Source organism: Paenibacillus nuruki (genome assembly GCF_001721045.1).
GTDB classification, from domain to species: Bacteria; Bacillota; Bacilli; order Paenibacillales; family Paenibacillaceae; genus Saccharibacillus; species Saccharibacillus nuruki.
In genome coordinates this window covers 23019-39427 of the sequence record NZ_MDER01000047.1, presented here as the reverse complement: position 1 = coordinate 39427, position 16409 = coordinate 23019, and the positions used below count along the sequence as shown (strand labels likewise).

Sequence of the window (16409 nt, the reverse complement as noted above, 5' to 3'; positions counted from 1 at the left end):
TTTTATTTTTACATTGTGAGGCAGTTAAGTTTACATTACTTTCATACATTCAGTTCAAATCACCAAAATAGATCATTATATCGATAACATGTATATAAATACCTGATTTATGATCAAAAAAAGAGCAACCCTTATGAAAAGGTTGCTCTTCTTAATTTATATGGTTTGATTTTGTTACCTGTTTATTTAATTTGATACCTTCAGTTTAGCGTAAAGATTTCAGATCTTCTTGATCAAATGTTTTGATATCATCTGTACGTTGTTCATGCAATTTGGTAGCCCATGCTGCATCACCAATCAATGCACGACCGACAGCCACTAGATCAAATTCCCCTGCATTTAATTTCGCATCCAATTCTTCAAGACGGATACTTTCAGAGACATCTTCAGTCTTATTGCTTAAGAATACCTGATTAAGTCCTACAGAACCAACTGTGATTGTTGGTTTGCCTGTGATTTTTTTCGTCCAACCGGCAAGGTTAAGATCAGAACCTTCAAATTCAGGTTCCCAGAAGCGACGTGTAGAGCAATGGAAAATATCTACGCCAGCTTCAGACAACGGTTGTAAAAATTGAGTCAACTCTTCGGCTGTCTCGACAAGACGAGCATCATAATGATTCATTTTCCATTGTGAAAAGCGGAATACGATCGGATAATCAGGCCCTACAGCAGCACGACAAGCTTTAACCACTTCAACGCCAAAACGTGTACGTGCTACAAGATCGCCACCATACTCATCAGTACGTTGATTCGTTTGTGACCAGAAGAACTGATCGATTAAGTAACCATGTGCTCCATGAAGTTCTATACCATCAAAGCCTACTCGTTTGGCATCGGCAGCGGCTTGAGCATACGCTTGAATGACTTCTTGAATCTCTTCTGTTGTCAACGGCTCATTTACTTTCTCACCGTTAATATCAAGACCGGATGGGCCGATCGGCGCAGCTTCTACATTCGGTAATGAACCGACTGGGCGAGCCATACCAACATGCCAGATTTGAGGCATGATTTTGCCACCAACTTCGTGTACTTGTCTAACCACTTCTGCCCAACCATTCAAAGCTTCTTCGCCATGAAAAACAGGGATATCCGGGGAAGAGACAGCCGCAGGATGATTGATCGCTGTACCTTCTGTAATAATCAATGCGACTTCATTTTCAGCACGACGTCTATAATAAGTCGCTACATCTGCTCCAGGTACACCATTAGGTGAAAAATTACGTGTCATCGGAGCCATAACGATCCGATTGGACAATTCTAGCTGTGGTGTATGAAAAGGAGTAAATAGTTCTGATGTTTTTGGTGAATTGACGCTCATATAAAATCCCTCCAAATATGAATAATTGTATACCTAAGTAGATCGATATGTTTATAAGGATATCATGCGCGATAATGAAAAGCTAATCGTAAATGTAAAATTTTTGTAAAAGCAAAAAACGTTTATACTCCATACAGGCAGCATAAACGTTTCAAATAGACTGTGATTACAACCCTATTTTATAACTAAAGATCCATTAGACACTGCCTTTTTTCTTACGAGTAACCCCGATCAAATCAAGGAAAAAGACAAATAACGGAATACCGATAATCAATCCCCATGGACCGATAAAGTGTTCAGAAAAAATAAGAACTACAAAAGTATAAAAAACAGGTAGATTGGTTTTACTGGACATTAATTTGGGATTTAAGAAATAAGCTTCAATCGCATGAATCACTACAACCAGAATCAGCAGATAGACAATGTACTTCACTCCACCGATACTGAAAGCAATCAATCCTAGCGGAACAAGCGATATAAATACACCTGCAACCGGTATTAACCCCAACATAAAGATAATCAAAGCCAGACCTAATAAATTCGGGAAGCCCATAAACCAGAGCGCGATAATCGTAATAATACAGTTGATCAATGAAATCAATAATTGAGCTTCAATGACTTTACCAAACGTATCTAAAAACATTTTGCCGAAATAACCGACTTCTTTAAAAAACCAACCTAACTTACTTTCTTGAAAAGAAGACGTAAAACGTGTAATGTGCGCACGATCCAACAAGAAAAATAAGCTAAGCAATAATGCTATAAGTAACTGAGAACCTAATTTGCTAATTTTTAAAATAACATTAAAGCCAGGTTCGATAAAACGCTGTACATTTAACGTATTCAAAAAGTTAATAATGTACGGGTTCCATTCACTTTCGTGAGGATGCCGATAGGCTTCAATAATCATTTCGTATAACTGAGTGACCTGCATAATCACTGTAGGCACCATTCGGTACACGCCCCAGGCAATAACAGCCAGCAAGATCAGATACACTAAAGGTAAAACAAAAAAGCGTGAAACATTAGGAATGAACGTTTGAAATAACTTCATAAGCCCATCATACATACTACCGATTAGAATCGTCAGCAGTAATGTAAGTAAAATAATATTCATCATACTTTGCATAGCAAAAATCACCAGAACAAGAATCGCAAGCACGATAATGCGCCGGATTCCATCGTGGTTAATCCATTCCCTTACCTTCATTCATAGACCTCATCTCTATTTATGTCCGCTCCTGTTATCATAACGTTTTTCTGCTTTCTTGTCATCGTAGCAACAAAAGGCAAAACATCATACACATAAAAAAAGGAACCCACAAGTATATTACCTTGGGATTCCTTTTTTCAGTGTAATGTATATCACGAACGGGTATGACGCACCTGTTGTAATTGTTCTATTCTTGCCTGACTCCACATATCTATCATCCAGCCCGGATATTCACTAGGAATCTGACTGATCTTATCAAGTGTCTGTAATTCTTCTTCAGAAAATACAATATCGATGGCGCCTAGATTATCTTCTAACTGATGCATCTTCTTCGTGCCAATAATGACGCTGGTCACTGCACGTTGATGTAACAGCCATGCTAGAGCAAGTTGAGCTACCGAGGCTTCTTTTTGATTAGCCATTTCGATCAAATTATCAATAATATCATACGCACGGACTTTATCTACAGGCGGGAAATCAAAATCATTGCGTCGACTGCCTTCAGAATTTTGCTGATCACGTGTAAATTTACCGCTTAATAAACCTCCTGCAAGTGGACTCCATACGAGCAATCCCATATCGTTATGACTATGTAGCATCGGGATAATCTCACGTTCCAGCTCACGACCTGCAAGTGTATAATACGCTTGTGTAGAAACAAATTTTTCAAGTCGATGCTGATTCGAAATGCCGATCGCTTGAGCGATTTGCCATGCTGCCCAGTTGGATACACCAATATAGCGAACTAATCCTTGGCGTACAAGGTCAGTTAAAGCTTGTAGTGATTCTTCTATCGAAGTAGCAGGATCGAATCCATGAAGTTGATACAGATCAATATGATCCATTTGTAAACGTTCCAGACTATTTTGGACACCATCCATAATATGATTGCGAGAAGAACCTTTCTGATTAGGAGAAGATCCCATGACACCGAACACTTTCGTAGCGACAACCACTTCTTCTCGTTTGATGCCTAAGTTGCGTAGCGCTTGTCCAGTAATTCTTTCTGAATTGCCTTCAGAGTAAATATCTGCGGTATCAATAAAGTTAATTCCTGCTTCCAACGCACGTGCTAGTAAAGTATCTGCTTCTTCTTGCTGTACTTTACCAACGATATCAAAATTTTCTCCGCCTCCGAACGTCATTGTGCCAAAGCATAATTCAGATACAAATAGCCCGCTTGGACCTAATTGATTATAGTGCATCTATCGTTCCTCCTGTTCAATCTATACAATATAGTGTGGTTACTTTCTATATCCTATTCCATATGTATAGGTTCAACCACAGTACAGTTATGCTAGTAAAAAAACTAACAGGCAGCATGTGAGCTACCTGTTAGTTTAGGAACATAATATTCATTATGAGGAGACTGGTGAATAGATACACATATGATAATTGGGACTGTTGTCGAGTGTTGCCATCGAATTAGAGTCAAAAGTAACTATCTGTTGGGCACTAGGCATATGAATGTGTAAAAGACATGCTTTTTGAAGTTGAACATGATGTAAATTCCATATCGCTTCAAATTCAGGGCTATCCATACATAAACGTTGTACAAATTCTCTAAAAAAAAGATTTTCAGGATGGCGATTGTAATAGCTACGATAGACAGCGACACAACTAATCGTATACTCTTCCAAGTTCACGATCCGACTCCGAAATTCTTCGTTTAGAAAGACTAACCTCATAAAAAACCGTTCTTCAGGTAACATTGCGTCTAGATTGGAAAATAATTCATTGGCTGCTGGATTCCAAAAAATAAACTCTGACATATGATTGGTAATAATAGATGGGGAATGAAGTTGATTCAGAATATGTTGCCAATGCGGGCTTATCGTAGAGACATTTGCAATCGTCTCAGGCTCATTCGGATTCCAGAGCTGAAGCAAATGTACTCTTTCATCAGGATTCAATTGTAGCGCTCTGGCTATATTTTCAATCACATCGCGTGAAGCAGTCACATCTCTTCCCTGTTCTAACCACGTATAATAGGTAGCACTTACACCAGCAAGTACAGCCACTTCTTCCCGTCGCAATCCCGGTGTTCTACGTTGACCGTAAGAATGACTGAACCCTGCTTGTTCTGGTTGTAATTGATTCCGACGGGATTTGAGAAACGTTCCTAGCGTTCTCAGTTTGGTATTTTCTTGGATCATAGCGATCCCCTCCTGTGCCTTCCAAAATATCGTTTGATTCTATTTAGCCGATACAAATGTATTCGTTAATCTGCCTAGCTTTTCAATTTCAATTGTAACTTCGTCACCAGACTTTAACCAGACTCGTTCTTCTTTTGGTTTGCCCAAAATCACGCCTTCAGGTGTACCCGTCAAAATAATATCACCCGGATTAAGCGTCATATGCTGAGAAAGATAATGAATAATATAACGACAATCGAAGATCATATCAGATGTATTGGAATGTTGGACTTGTTCTCCATTTAGATAGGCGCTGATCTGGAGTTGGTTAGGATCGCCAACTTCATCAGCTGTAACCAGATAAGGACCAATCGGTGCAAAATTGGGACATGTTTTGCCCAATAACCATTGACTGGTCAGCATCTGTAGATCACGTGCAGAGACATCATTAGCGGCGCAATAACCAAATACATAATCTAAAGCCTCTTCTGTACTTACCTGACTCGCTTGCTGACCGATTACTATACATAGCTCTGCTTCGTAATCGACTTGTGTGCTGGCTTGTGGGAGCGTTACAGATTGTAGATGACCTGCTACCACATCAGAGAATTTGCTAAAAACAACAGGTGTTTGCGGAATCGGTGCCTTTGTTTCTTCTGCATGACGGCGATAATTAAGACCAATACAGATCAGCTTACCGGGGCTTGGTATTACAGGCAACCATTCGATATCTTGTTCAGCAATCGCTTGAGCTAAAAGTTCAGTGGTGTGTTGTTCTAAGATGTGTTGAAGCTGTGTATGTAAGCCATGTTGAGACCAGAGATCGTCCATGTGTACAGGAAGGGTTAACGAGGAATCGACAAAAGGTTGTAAAGCAGATATAGGTACAATCACATCATCTAATGCGATACCTATGTGTTGCTGTTGTTGATAACTAAAATGAACATATTTCATATCAGAACACCTCCAACACTAATCATGACAGGCTGAAGGTGTTCTTTCAACTATTCTCTAATAGGATATCGCTAGAAATAAGATTAATTATGGTAATGAAACACTTCAGGAATGACTTCAGATGTGGTTCCTTGCGGATTAGCAATCAACATATCTGACATAAAAGTCTGCCAGCGCTGATTAGCAGGATGCACAGCTAGTTGATCCATCGCTGATTGATAGTGATCTACTTCCATATAAGCAAATAGAGTGCCTTCATGCAAAAAAATACTATACGTATGAATCCCTACTTCTCCAAATGCTTGCAACAATTCTGGATAAACCGCTTGATGGCGTTCAATATACTCTTTTTGATCTTTTGGATCAATATGTAAAACAAAAGAAACGCGTTCCATCTTCAACATCCTTCCTTTTATTTGTTCGATAGATTCACTTTAAATTGTAAGCGTTATACCTCAAATAATCAAAAGACTTCTTCATCTTTTTTTAGACATTTTTCGACCGTTTTCATAAAATTATGACTTTGTATATTGTTTCAAATGTATAAATTAGGTCTAAATACATGGAGCTCAATCAATTGTTATACGCATGATGAACCTAACTCTTTTTTAGAATCATTATTGAAATGTCAATGGTTGTACATACCAAAATAAAATAGATAAAGGAGTACAAGTTATGATTAAATTCGAAAATGTAAGCAAAACGTACCCCGATGGTTTTCAAGCCGTCAAGTCACTTAATTTTGAAATAAAAGATGGAGAATTTTTGGTGTTTATTGGCCCCAGCGGATGTGGTAAAACAACTACGATGAAAATGATTAACCGCCTAGTCTCTCATACAGGAGGTACTTTATCTGTAGATGGCAAAGATATCAAAAAGCAAGATCCTGTGAAATTACGCCGTACGATGGGCTATGTGATTCAGCAAGCAGGACTGTTTCCTCATTACACGATTGAACAAAATATTGCTCTAATGCCTGAACTTAAAGGCTGGGATGAAAAGAAGAAAAAAGATAGAGTGATTGAAATGCTCAACTTGGTAGGTCTTGATCCTGAACTATTTGCCAAGCGTTATCCTAAAGAATTATCAGGTGGACAGCAACAACGTGTCGGTGTAGCCCGTGCTCTAGCCGCTGACCCTGATATTGTACTGATGGACGAGCCTTTTGGAGCACTTGATCCTATCACACGTGAGCAATTGCAAGATGAGTTATTACGTCTACAACGTGATTTGAAAAAAACGATCGTTTTCGTTACGCATGATATGGATGAAGCTTTGAAATTAGGCGATCGAATCGCAGTTATGAAAGATGGCGAGTTATTGCAACTGGATACGCCTGATATGTTACTACGCGAACCTTCTCATGGTTTTGTAGAAGAATTTATAGGTAAAAATAGATTGTATCAAAATCCTGAGTATATTCCGGTTACCGATCTGATGCGTAAAGATCCTTCCACTTCTCTTCCAGATCGTAGCCCGGGTAAAGCTATTACCTTTATGCGCCAACGCAAAACAGATACGTTATTGATTACCGATACACAAGGTATATTGCTAGGGATTGTATCTGCCTATGATGTATTGGCTAATATCGATACAGTAGCTACGATAGGCGAAATTATAAAGCCTGTCACACATATGTTAAAACCAACAGATACCGCACAAGATGCTTTGCTAAATGTCGTTGAAGCGAAAAACGGTATTCTACCTGTTGTCGATGAACAAGGAAAATTAGTAGGTATAGTGACTCGTGGGACTTTGCTGACCATGTTTGCTAATCACTGGGCTGGAGGCGAAGTATAATGGAAAACATATCTTTGTGGGAGCAATTTATCCGTCAATTTAACCTTCGTGGTCCAGAACTGATTGGAGCAACAGGGGTTCATATCAAATTAGTATTAATATCGATGTTGATTGCTATTGTTATCGGGGTACCGGCAGGTATTCTAGTCGCACGTGTGAAAGGATTACGCACACCCATTATTGGAGTCGCTAGTATTTTGCAGACGATTCCGGGACTGGCTCTACTGGGCTTTATGATTCCGATCTTCGGTATCGGTACGATTACAGCCGTAGCTGCATTGTTCTTATATTCTCTGCTACCTGTGATTCGTAATACATTTACAGGGATCAAAGATGTCGATCCAGCTATTATTGAAGCCGCCAAAGGTATGGGTCTAACCAGCCGTCAAATATTGTTCCGTGTTCAGCTTCCACTCGCATTATCTGTGATTATGGCGGGAATTCGGACAGCAACTGTTATTAATGTAGGTACAGCAACGTTAGCTGCTTTTATAGGCGCTGGTGGTTTAGGTGACTTTATCTTCCTTGGAATTACTCGTAATATTGATGCCCTTATTCTATTAGGTGCTATTCCTGCAGCTATCCTTGCATTGGTATTTGATTACTTGCTTGGGTTGGTAGAACGTTGGACAACACCACGAGGATTGAAATAAGGAATCTGAACGCAGGAGGAATGATGATGAAGCGAAATAAACGCTGGATAACGTTATTGATATGTATAGTGACGATCACAAGTCTGCTCACAACAGCTTGTAGCAGTTCATCCGCTACAGAGGGTACAACTGGCGGTGAAATTACCATTGGCTCCAAAAACTTTACCGAAAACATTATATTAGCTTATCTAATGGCAGATATGATTGAAAATCGTACCGGTATCAAAGTCAACCGTAAAGTCAATCTAGGTGGATCAAGTGTTGCCTGGACCGCTCTTCAAAATAACAATATTCAATTGTATCCTGAATACACAGGAACGATTGTTGCCAACTATTATCAACAAGAAACTACCAATTCTAAAGAAACATTAGCAAGCGCTAAACGATTGATGAAAAAAGATAATTTGCAATTTATTGCTCCTTTTGGATTCAGTAATACGTATTCTCTAGCGGTTAACCAAGAAACCGCACAAAAGTATAACTTAAAAACATTCAGTGATCTAGCCAAAGTATCGCCTAATCTTGAATTAGCGTCAGAATTTGAATTTACCGATCGTGCAGATACGTATCCTGGATTGAAGAAGAAGTACAATATGATCTTCAAAGATGTTAGAGGTATGGATCAAGGTATTAAGTACCGTTTGATCGGACAACATGATACTGATGTGGTGAGTGTCTATTCTACTGATGGTCAGATCAAGCTTAATAATCTATTTGTACTCAAAGACGACAAGCACTTTTTCCCGCCTTATGATGCAGGCGTAGCTGTTCGTTCAGAGACACTTAAAAAATATCCAGCGATCAAAAAAGCTTTGGATGCATTACAAGGTCAAATCAATGAACAAGAAATGCAGATTATGAATGCCAAAGTCGATCAAGGTTACCGTGAAGATGATGTTGCTCATGAGTTCCTGATCTCTAAAGGATTAATTAAATAATCACAATAAAAAGCCGCCCTACCCTTCTGATGTGAAGGAATAGGGCGGCTTTTTTTATAACAACATACGTCTTAAACAGAATGTGTCCAGAAACGTTCTTTACCAAAACGTTCTTTGATTTCTTTATCTTTTAATTTGTTCTGACCTAGCATTTCTACCGCTTGAAATTGCGAGCGATGGGCTTGGATCGATTTCATTTTATTTTCTAAAAAGTCGCTGACATCATTCTCAATATCAGGTTGACCTAATTCAGCATAGCAGTTTTTGGAAAATGCCATTGTATGCAGTAATGGACGTTCGCTTTGAGGCAGACGTTCTACAGCACGTACAACAGCGGCTCCTGTCGCATCATGATCAGGGTGAACGCTATATCCTGGAGAGAAAGTAACGATCAAGGATGGCTTGAGTTCAACGATTAGATCGTAAATAGTACCATCTAATACTTCTTTAACTTCAAACTCGATCGTTTTATCATGGAAACCGAGCATGCGTAAATCTTGAATGCCTATCGCTTCTGCAGATTTTTCCAACTCACCTTTACGAATCGTAGGCAGACCAATTCGGTTAGTAAATGGTGGAATCCCCATATTACGTCCCATTTCGCCAAGTGTGAGGCAAGCATAAGTCACTTGTCCTCCTTGTGCAATATGCTTCGCTAGTGTACCTGATAAACTGAATGCTTCATCATCAGGATGTGGCAATACGACAAGGATACGAGAATCAGCAGGAATTAGAGAAAATGTAGTTTTTTTATTATTGTCCATTAGAAAGGCTCCTTACTGAGTTGCAAAGCAACTACTAATTTACCTTGCGTATCATGACCAGCTAGAATCAGACGCTCTTGTTCGGTTTCTTCATAATGAGTAAGTCCTTCTGAATAAACCCAACCTTTTTCTGTTTTAAGTCCAACACGATATGGACCTTCGCCAGAAATAGAACCATGAATATAGCGTAATGTCGCATTACTGATAAAAGTAGCGGCTGGATGCTTGGTACTATCCAAATGAGCGGCATAGGCTCCAGTGGTCATTTCCAAATGAATATACAAATCTTGATCTTGTAGATCATCGATTCGTTGTTGAATCAAAGTTGGTTCGATAAGTAACATAATATATCCTCCATCAGGTCTGACCTTCTATAGCAGAAGATCGGATTAAGTTATTCATACAATGAAAAAGCTCAACGTATATAGTCTACCTTTCACAGTCGAGCATAGCAATACTTAAGGTATTATACTATAGTTTCTTTAGTTATGTATGAACATAATAAGTCATCGTATATGAAAAAAGCTTCTCCCTATATAAGCGAAGAAGCTTTGGATATACAGAAGTACCACTTTCATTCCTCGTTCAACGATTAATATAACCCTTGGGCTTTCATATTTTCAACAACAATACGAGCAAGCTGTGTGGCGCCAGCATAATTAGGATGTAATGTATCACCGTTCATATACAATGCTAATGTAGCATTTGCCCCGATCGAAGTGAAATAAGCAGAACTGAGTACATTTAGATCGATCAACGGAACATTGGTTTCTTGAGCCACTGCTATCGTTGCTCCGCGGTACCAGCGACCTTCTGCATGATGGACGCCTGCACTATCAAAATCGGTTGCTCTGCCTTGAGGTGTAGATAGAATAACTGTAGCACCTTTGGCTTTCACTTGATTCACCATATCTCGCATAATATCTTTGAATTGTGCTTCTGTCGTATTATTTTTGACATTCGTATCATTGATACCCAGTTGCACAATAAAGTAATCGCCCGGCTTAATGTATTTCAAAATGGCTTCCAGTTGTCCATCATCACGGAATCCACGCGCAATTTGTCCACCGGATGCCATATTGCGTACGAGATAATCGTTCTTGTTAATAAATTGAGGTAACATCTGCCCCCATCCACCTTGTACACTGCTAGTCAAAGGATAATAATTTGCTACCGTGGAGTCGCCACCTACGTAGATCGTTGGATGAGTGGTCGGATTGGTCGATACTTGTGTAATTTCAAGTGCACTTAATGTAAAGGCTGCCCCTGCTTTGCCTTCTGTGACTAATAAGTTAAGCTGACCACCGGTAATCGGAATCTGGAATTGATCAGTCGCATTGTTCCCCGTCATATTAATCAACTGATATACCCCTTCTGCGGCTACACTAGAACGTGTGGTGTTACCGAGTGTCACTTTCACTTCATACAATCCATTAGGTAGATCAACGTTAAAAGTATTACTACTTTTCGTTCCAAAGGTGACAAATTGTACTGCATCACTAGCTATACCTGTCCCTGAAGCAGATACATTTTTGATATTGGCTGGTGTGTTAAATCCATAGCCTGTTGAAGCATTATAAGCGGTCGAAGCTTGTACGCCTGTATATCCAGAAGTCACTGCACCACTACCAAAATCAAATTTGTAAGCGGTTGCAGAAGCGTCTACAGAAGAAGATGTTCCCCACGATGTACTTAATAACCCTCCGATCAACATCATACAACTGATTTTGCCCCATTTGTTAAGTAATTTGCTGTTCATGATTTGTCCTCCTTCAAAATGTTAACGTTTTCATTTTACTCTGTAACTATTCGCTTTGTACGATATTTTATCCTTTATCTGGATCAAAATATCATTTATAGAAATGTAGAAATAGTCTGTATAAGAATATAGATCCACTAATTGATCATGAATATAGACGCCTACAAAAACACCCAATACCCTTCTCTAACTGAGAGAAAAGATATTGGGTGTCTGTACATCCTTTATTTGATTCGTTTATTTCACAATCATAACAGGAGATTTGGCGCGCTGTGTTACATAATGACTAACACTACCCATTACAAATTCACTTACAGTACCTAGCCCACGACTACCCATAATAATCAGATCGGCTTCAATGCTGTCTGCATACTTAACGATACTTTTACCCGCACTGCCTTGAATCACTGTGGCTTGAGCATTAGGAATAGTGGAGATCAATTGACGTAGATTAAGGCGTACATCCTCTTCTTCATGGTCAAAATAAGATTCTAGTTCATGTGTAGGAATCACTAACGGTTGTTGCAAAATCTCTGTAGACGTTGAATCTACATACAATACTTCAATCTGAGCTTTTAGTTCTGTTCCAAGACCAATCGCTTTCTCTAACGCTTTTTGAGAATGTTCTGAGCCATCATAAGGAACTAGAATGTGTGATAATGACATCGTTAACGCCTCCTTTTGGAATAGTACAGATAATACATACACAACAACCTTGTTCAGTCTACTGGAGATTAGTGACTATTTGCCGGATGATTGATAGGGCTTGGTGCTGGCTTGATCAGCGCTGTACGAATCCATGTGATTCCAAAAGTGACAATCGCTATCCATAGTAAATGAATCACAAATGAGGATACAGAAGCCCCACTATAAATTAACCTTAAATAGCCTTGTATAGCATTTGGAGCTGGTAAAAAGTGTCCTACATTTCGATATAAAGGAGATAACATAGCAGCAGGGATGATATTTCCTGCGGTCATCAACTGAAGCGGAATTAACGCTACGTTGAATAATGGAGCCACATTGCCGAATAAAGCGAACGCCATTTGTGTAACAGCAATACAGGAAATGTAGACCAATAGATGAAAGCTCCACATTTGCCAGAATGAAGCGGCTGTATCTGCGAATAGCGTGGCTACTGTCGTAATCAGTAATGAAGCTACGATAGAGATTGCCAGCAGTAATATCTGTCTCCCCCAAAAGATCTGCCACTTACTATGATCACGCTTTAACATCATAGATGCAATATTTAATTGGATATTCATGGTCATAACACCAACATATGTGACAAAACCTAAGATCATAGGCAACATTGAAATGGCAAAATTAGAAATATCATGTGTTTTGACCACATTTGTAGTCACGATTTCTTGATGAACATCAGCAAAAGCATGTTCGCCTATCGTCGAGGAAATTTGTGCAGCAGAACTTTGTACGATGGACTTCGCAATATCGGAGTTCCCTTGATTGATATAATAATTCATCTGAGTACTGCCATTGCTCGCTACATCTTCGGTGAAATGAGCAGGAATAGAAATAACCATGGTCAGTTCACCATTATCCATATGTTGTTGTGCTTCGTTTAACGACGGATAAGATTGAGTCTTGTATGGAACCCCTGTAGCGATCGCTTGAGCAATATTATCACCTGCTGTTCCGTCTTCATTGACAATACCTACCACCAGTTGATCCACTCGCTCTGTAGCTCCGTGATAACCCGTCATCCAGAATAATAAAAAGACTAAAGGTACAAAAATAGAAAATACGATCCCTACCTTAGTCTGGGTAATGCCCAAAAAATCTTTAAACGTTTTGAATACAGTCATTCTTTTCTCCTCCAAATACAACTTTTCTTTTTAAAATTACATGCATAGGATATAAATGGTTATGCATGTATTACGTCAAAAAATATCCAGCTGATAGTATCAGCGGGATAAATGGTCAAACAATTGATTGATTGTGGCAATAAACTGTTTTACTTGTTCCGGTGGAAATAGGCTATTGATCTCATCATCAACCTCTTTCATAATCGGCTGTGTGGTTGCGATCAATGCTTGTCCTTGCGCAGTCAAATGCAATAATACAGCTCGGCGATCAGCAGGATCTACTGTACGTGTGATTAACTTTTTATTTTCCAGTCGATCAATCGTTTTACCAATACTGGTCTGATCTTTAGAAAATAATTCAGCTAACGCTTTCTGAGAAATGCCTACGTGAACCACAAGGTTGTTCAGAACTCCAAATTGTTCTGGAGTGATATTATAATCCTGTAAAAGATGAGAAGCTTTTTTCTTATAAGCCAAATATGTTCTGGATAACAGCAAACCTAGCGGGTCTTGCTCTTGATTAAATGACATAAGTTATCCTCCAAAAAATATACTAGCATAGCAGATAATCGGCTATGCTAGTATATTCTGAATATCGTTATTTTGTCAAAACAATTTATTTAATCTCTCGGGTAATTTACACCCATAATATCCATAAATTTGACTTTATGAAGTTCTTCTTCATATTGTACATGTACTCGACCTGTACGTGGATCCATATTTACAATCTGACCGCGTACAGGTTCTTCTGTACCCCAGACAGTCAGCAAAATTTCCGATTTTTCTTGATAGGCTTCAGTAAGTTGATTACCGATCTCTTCTAGTACAAATTCATCCCGTGTTGGACGCTTTGCTACTTTTGCTTTAGCCAAAATTAACCCCCCTTTACACTTCTCTATTCTATTTTACATTTAACTGCATATTGATTCAATAGTTTAAGCTAAAAAATAAGCACAAATGTTCGCTTTTTTCGTTAAATTGACATTTTTTCATACTATTTTCTGCAAAATAAAGAGATGCGACATCTAAATATCGCATCTCTTGTCCTACTTGGTTGATGAAGTTGTAGAAAAGGCTTCACTTTTACGAATCCAGACCGCCATATCGCCTTCACCACGATTTGCCCACAGGAAGTAAGGAATCGCTGTAAATGGTTGTTGTTGAGGTGTCGGAGCACTATCTTGATATAGATTATCGCCCCATCCCTCTTCTTGCTCTCGCACAGCTGTACCTTCAATGACGATCGTTCCTCCTAGCAACTGTGGATCGAATCGGGCAGTCAATAGCTTTTCAGGATGAATAGATAATGCTGAGATCAATTCTCCATTATCTGCTTGCTCCAGACAGTATACTAATGGGCCATATTGTAAAGCGACCTTGCCCGCTGTAGCCCGTAGTCTTGGATGACTATGAATCACTTGTACGTGCATCTCCATATTCCATTCTATAACATCACTTGCTGACCATTCTCGCTGAATATAAATATATCCATCACGCAATAAGGAGTCATAAGTTATTGCTTCACCGTTGATCGTAAGCGTAGCTTGTTTGCACCAATTGGGTAAACGCAAAGCCAATGTAAACGATTGAGGTTGTTGTAATTGAAAAGAAAAACGAGTCGCTCCATTCCACGGGTATCCACTTTCTTGCTGAATAACGACTTGGTGTTCTCCAAGTGTTAATTGTGCTTCTCCACCGATATACAGATGCGTATATATCGTATCTTGATCAGTACTATAGATGTATTGCCCTAATGAACTGACCAGACGTGCAATATTAGGAGGGCAACAGGAACAGCCAAACCATTTCTGACGTACAGGCTTTACATGATGCTTGCCTGGATTATGATGACAAGCAGACGGCCAGACTTCTAATGGATTCACATAGAAATAATGCTTACCATCCTGCGCCATTCCGCCAATGACTGTATTGTATAAAGCTCGTTCTAACACATCGGCATATTCGCTTTTGGCTTCAATCTGTAGCATTCGATGAGCAAAAAAGACTATTCCTACTGCTGCACAAGTCTCTGAATACCCTGTATCATTAGGAAGATCATAATCAATAGTAAAAGCCTCACCATGATGCGTAGAACCAATTCCGCCTGTGATATACATCTGCTTGTGCACCATGTTGTTCCACAATGTCTGGCAAGCTTCATATAGACTTTTATCGTCGGTTAAACCAGCCAGATCAGCCATCGCTGTATACATATAGACTGCACGAACAGCATGCCCTACTGCTTCTTTTTGTTCACGTACTGGCACATGAGCCTGACTGTATTTCAGATTAATTTCATTTGTTTTACCTACAAAAAAGTTGATGCGATCCCGTTGTTCCCATTCTTGCTCTAGAAAGTTAGGTTGTTGTCCACGTTCATCAATAAAAAATTGGCTCAGTTGCAAGTAACGTTGTTCTCCGGTTAAACGGTATAATTTTACAAGTGCTAGCTCAATCTCTTGATGACCATCATAGCCACGTAATTGACCTTCTTTGGTGCCAAATACGGTATCAATATAATCCGCTAGACGGCAGACCACATCAAGCAGTTTGCGTTTACCTGTTGCTTGGTAATAAGCTACTCCAGCTTCAATCATATGCCCTGCTGTATACAGTTCATGACAATCCGCTAGATTAGTCCAACGTTTATCCGGTTCTTTGATTGTAAAATATGTATTTAGATATCCATCCTCGCCTTGCGCTTCAGCAACAAGATCAATCACTTGATCGGTCATTTGTTCTAATGCAGAATCAGGATGTGTCATTAATGAATACCCTACGGCTTCGATCCATTTCGCTACATCGGTATCTTGAAAAACAAATCCATTAAATTCCCCTTCTTTGCGACCCGCAGCAATCTCAAAATTCTGAATAGCATAACTGGGTTCAGCATCAGCAATACGGTCATGTAGAGCATCATATTGATAAGGAATCACAACTTCACGTACCAGTTTATTATATTTCGTCCAAAATTCATCTTGAATACGGACTTCTTTCGGTGTAACTGTGGTCAACACGTTATCATTTTTGAGCATAGGGATTCTCTCCT

General features: G+C 39.3%; 17 protein-coding genes. 3 read left to right on the top strand and 14 right to left on the bottom strand.

Annotated elements, in window-relative coordinates; translation table 11 throughout:
- Positions 1–205: 205 nt before the first annotated feature.
- The 6 genes from PTI45_RS14415 to PTI45_RS14390 all read right to left on the bottom strand — a co-directional run bounded on the left by PTI45_RS14415 (position 206) and on the right by PTI45_RS14390 (position 6015).
- A complete protein-coding gene (locus tag PTI45_RS14415) occupies positions 206–1318 on the bottom strand; it encodes an NADH:flavin oxidoreductase (RefSeq protein ID WP_069328305.1) in 1113 nt (370 codons plus the stop codon).
- A gap of 196 nt (positions 1319–1514) precedes the next feature.
- On the bottom strand, positions 1515–2528 hold the full coding sequence (locus PTI45_RS14410; protein ID WP_069328304.1) for an AI-2E family transporter: 1014 nt from the start codon (positions 2526–2528) through the stop codon (positions 1515–1517).
- Positions 2529–2683: 155 nt separating this feature from the next.
- Positions 2684–3736 (bottom strand): aldo/keto reductase, encoded by a 1053-nt coding sequence (locus tag PTI45_RS14405; protein ID WP_069328303.1) that lies wholly within the window; start codon positions 3734–3736, stop codon positions 2684–2686.
- 153 nt (positions 3737–3889) lie between these two features.
- Positions 3890–4687: a helix-turn-helix transcriptional regulator gene (locus PTI45_RS14400; RefSeq protein ID WP_083243549.1), complete on the bottom strand. Its 798-nt coding sequence runs from the start codon at positions 4685–4687 to the stop codon at positions 3890–3892.
- A gap of 39 nt (positions 4688–4726) precedes the next feature.
- Positions 4727–5620, bottom strand: coding sequence for a fumarylacetoacetate hydrolase family protein (locus PTI45_RS14395; RefSeq protein WP_069328301.1), 894 nt, complete (start codon positions 5618–5620; stop codon positions 4727–4729).
- 83 nt (positions 5621–5703) lie between these two features.
- Positions 5704–6015 (bottom strand): L-rhamnose mutarotase, encoded by a 312-nt coding sequence (locus tag PTI45_RS14390; protein WP_069328300.1) that lies wholly within the window; start codon positions 6013–6015, stop codon positions 5704–5706.
- Positions 6016–6295: 280 nt separating this feature from the next.
- Between PTI45_RS14390 and PTI45_RS14385 the strand changes: the two genes are divergently transcribed.
- From PTI45_RS14385 to PTI45_RS14375, 3 genes are read left to right on the top strand one after another with little or no spacing between them, the layout of a single operon-like run.
- Entirely contained in the window at positions 6296–7420 is a 1125-nt protein-coding gene (locus PTI45_RS14385; RefSeq protein WP_069328299.1) for an ABC transporter ATP-binding protein, read from the top strand.
- Positions 7420–8073, top strand: coding sequence for an ABC transporter permease (locus PTI45_RS14380; protein ID WP_069328298.1), 654 nt, complete (start codon positions 7420–7422; stop codon positions 8071–8073). Before PTI45_RS14385 ends, PTI45_RS14380 begins: the two co-directional genes overlap by 1 nt.
- Positions 8074–8099: 26 nt before the next feature.
- Complete coding sequence (locus PTI45_RS14375) at positions 8100–9011, top strand: glycine betaine ABC transporter substrate-binding protein (RefSeq protein ID WP_245703488.1); 912 nt, start codon at positions 8100–8102, stop codon at positions 9009–9011.
- Positions 9012–9082: 71 nt separating this feature from the next.
- On the opposite strand, the gene bshB2 is transcribed toward PTI45_RS14375, so the two are convergent.
- From bshB2 to PTI45_RS14335, 8 genes are all read right to left on the bottom strand, one after another.
- Positions 9083–9775, bottom strand: coding sequence for a bacillithiol biosynthesis deacetylase BshB2 (bshB2, locus tag PTI45_RS14370; protein WP_069328296.1), 693 nt, complete (start codon positions 9773–9775; stop codon positions 9083–9085).
- Entirely contained in the window at positions 9775–10119 is a 345-nt protein-coding gene (locus PTI45_RS14365; protein ID WP_069328295.1) for a YojF family protein, read from the bottom strand. Before PTI45_RS14365 ends, bshB2 begins: the two co-directional genes overlap by 1 nt.
- Positions 10120–10367: 248 nt before the next feature.
- A complete protein-coding gene (locus PTI45_RS14360) occupies positions 10368–11534 on the bottom strand; it encodes a rhamnogalacturonan acetylesterase (RefSeq protein WP_083243548.1) in 1167 nt (388 codons plus the stop codon).
- A 237-nt stretch (positions 11535–11771) separates the two neighbouring features.
- Positions 11772–12200 carry a universal stress protein gene (locus tag PTI45_RS14355; RefSeq protein WP_069328294.1) on the bottom strand — a complete coding sequence of 143 codons (429 nt, stop codon included), beginning with the start codon at positions 12198–12200 and terminating at the stop codon, positions 11772–11774.
- 68 nt (positions 12201–12268) lie between these two features.
- Positions 12269–13360 (bottom strand): YhgE/Pip domain-containing protein, encoded by a 1092-nt coding sequence (locus tag PTI45_RS14350; protein ID WP_069328293.1) that lies wholly within the window; start codon positions 13358–13360, stop codon positions 12269–12271.
- A 99-nt stretch (positions 13361–13459) separates the two neighbouring features.
- Complete coding sequence (locus PTI45_RS14345) at positions 13460–13891, bottom strand: MarR family winged helix-turn-helix transcriptional regulator (RefSeq protein WP_069328292.1); 432 nt, start codon at positions 13889–13891, stop codon at positions 13460–13462.
- A gap of 89 nt (positions 13892–13980) precedes the next feature.
- Positions 13981–14232 carry a YolD-like family protein gene (locus tag PTI45_RS14340; protein ID WP_069328291.1) on the bottom strand — a complete coding sequence of 84 codons (252 nt, stop codon included), beginning with the start codon at positions 14230–14232 and terminating at the stop codon, positions 13981–13983.
- A gap of 174 nt (positions 14233–14406) precedes the next feature.
- Positions 14407–16395 carry a glycoside hydrolase family 127 protein gene (locus tag PTI45_RS14335; RefSeq protein WP_069328290.1) on the bottom strand — a complete coding sequence of 663 codons (1989 nt, stop codon included), beginning with the start codon at positions 16393–16395 and terminating at the stop codon, positions 14407–14409.
- Between the last annotated feature and the right edge of the window lie 14 nt (positions 16396–16409).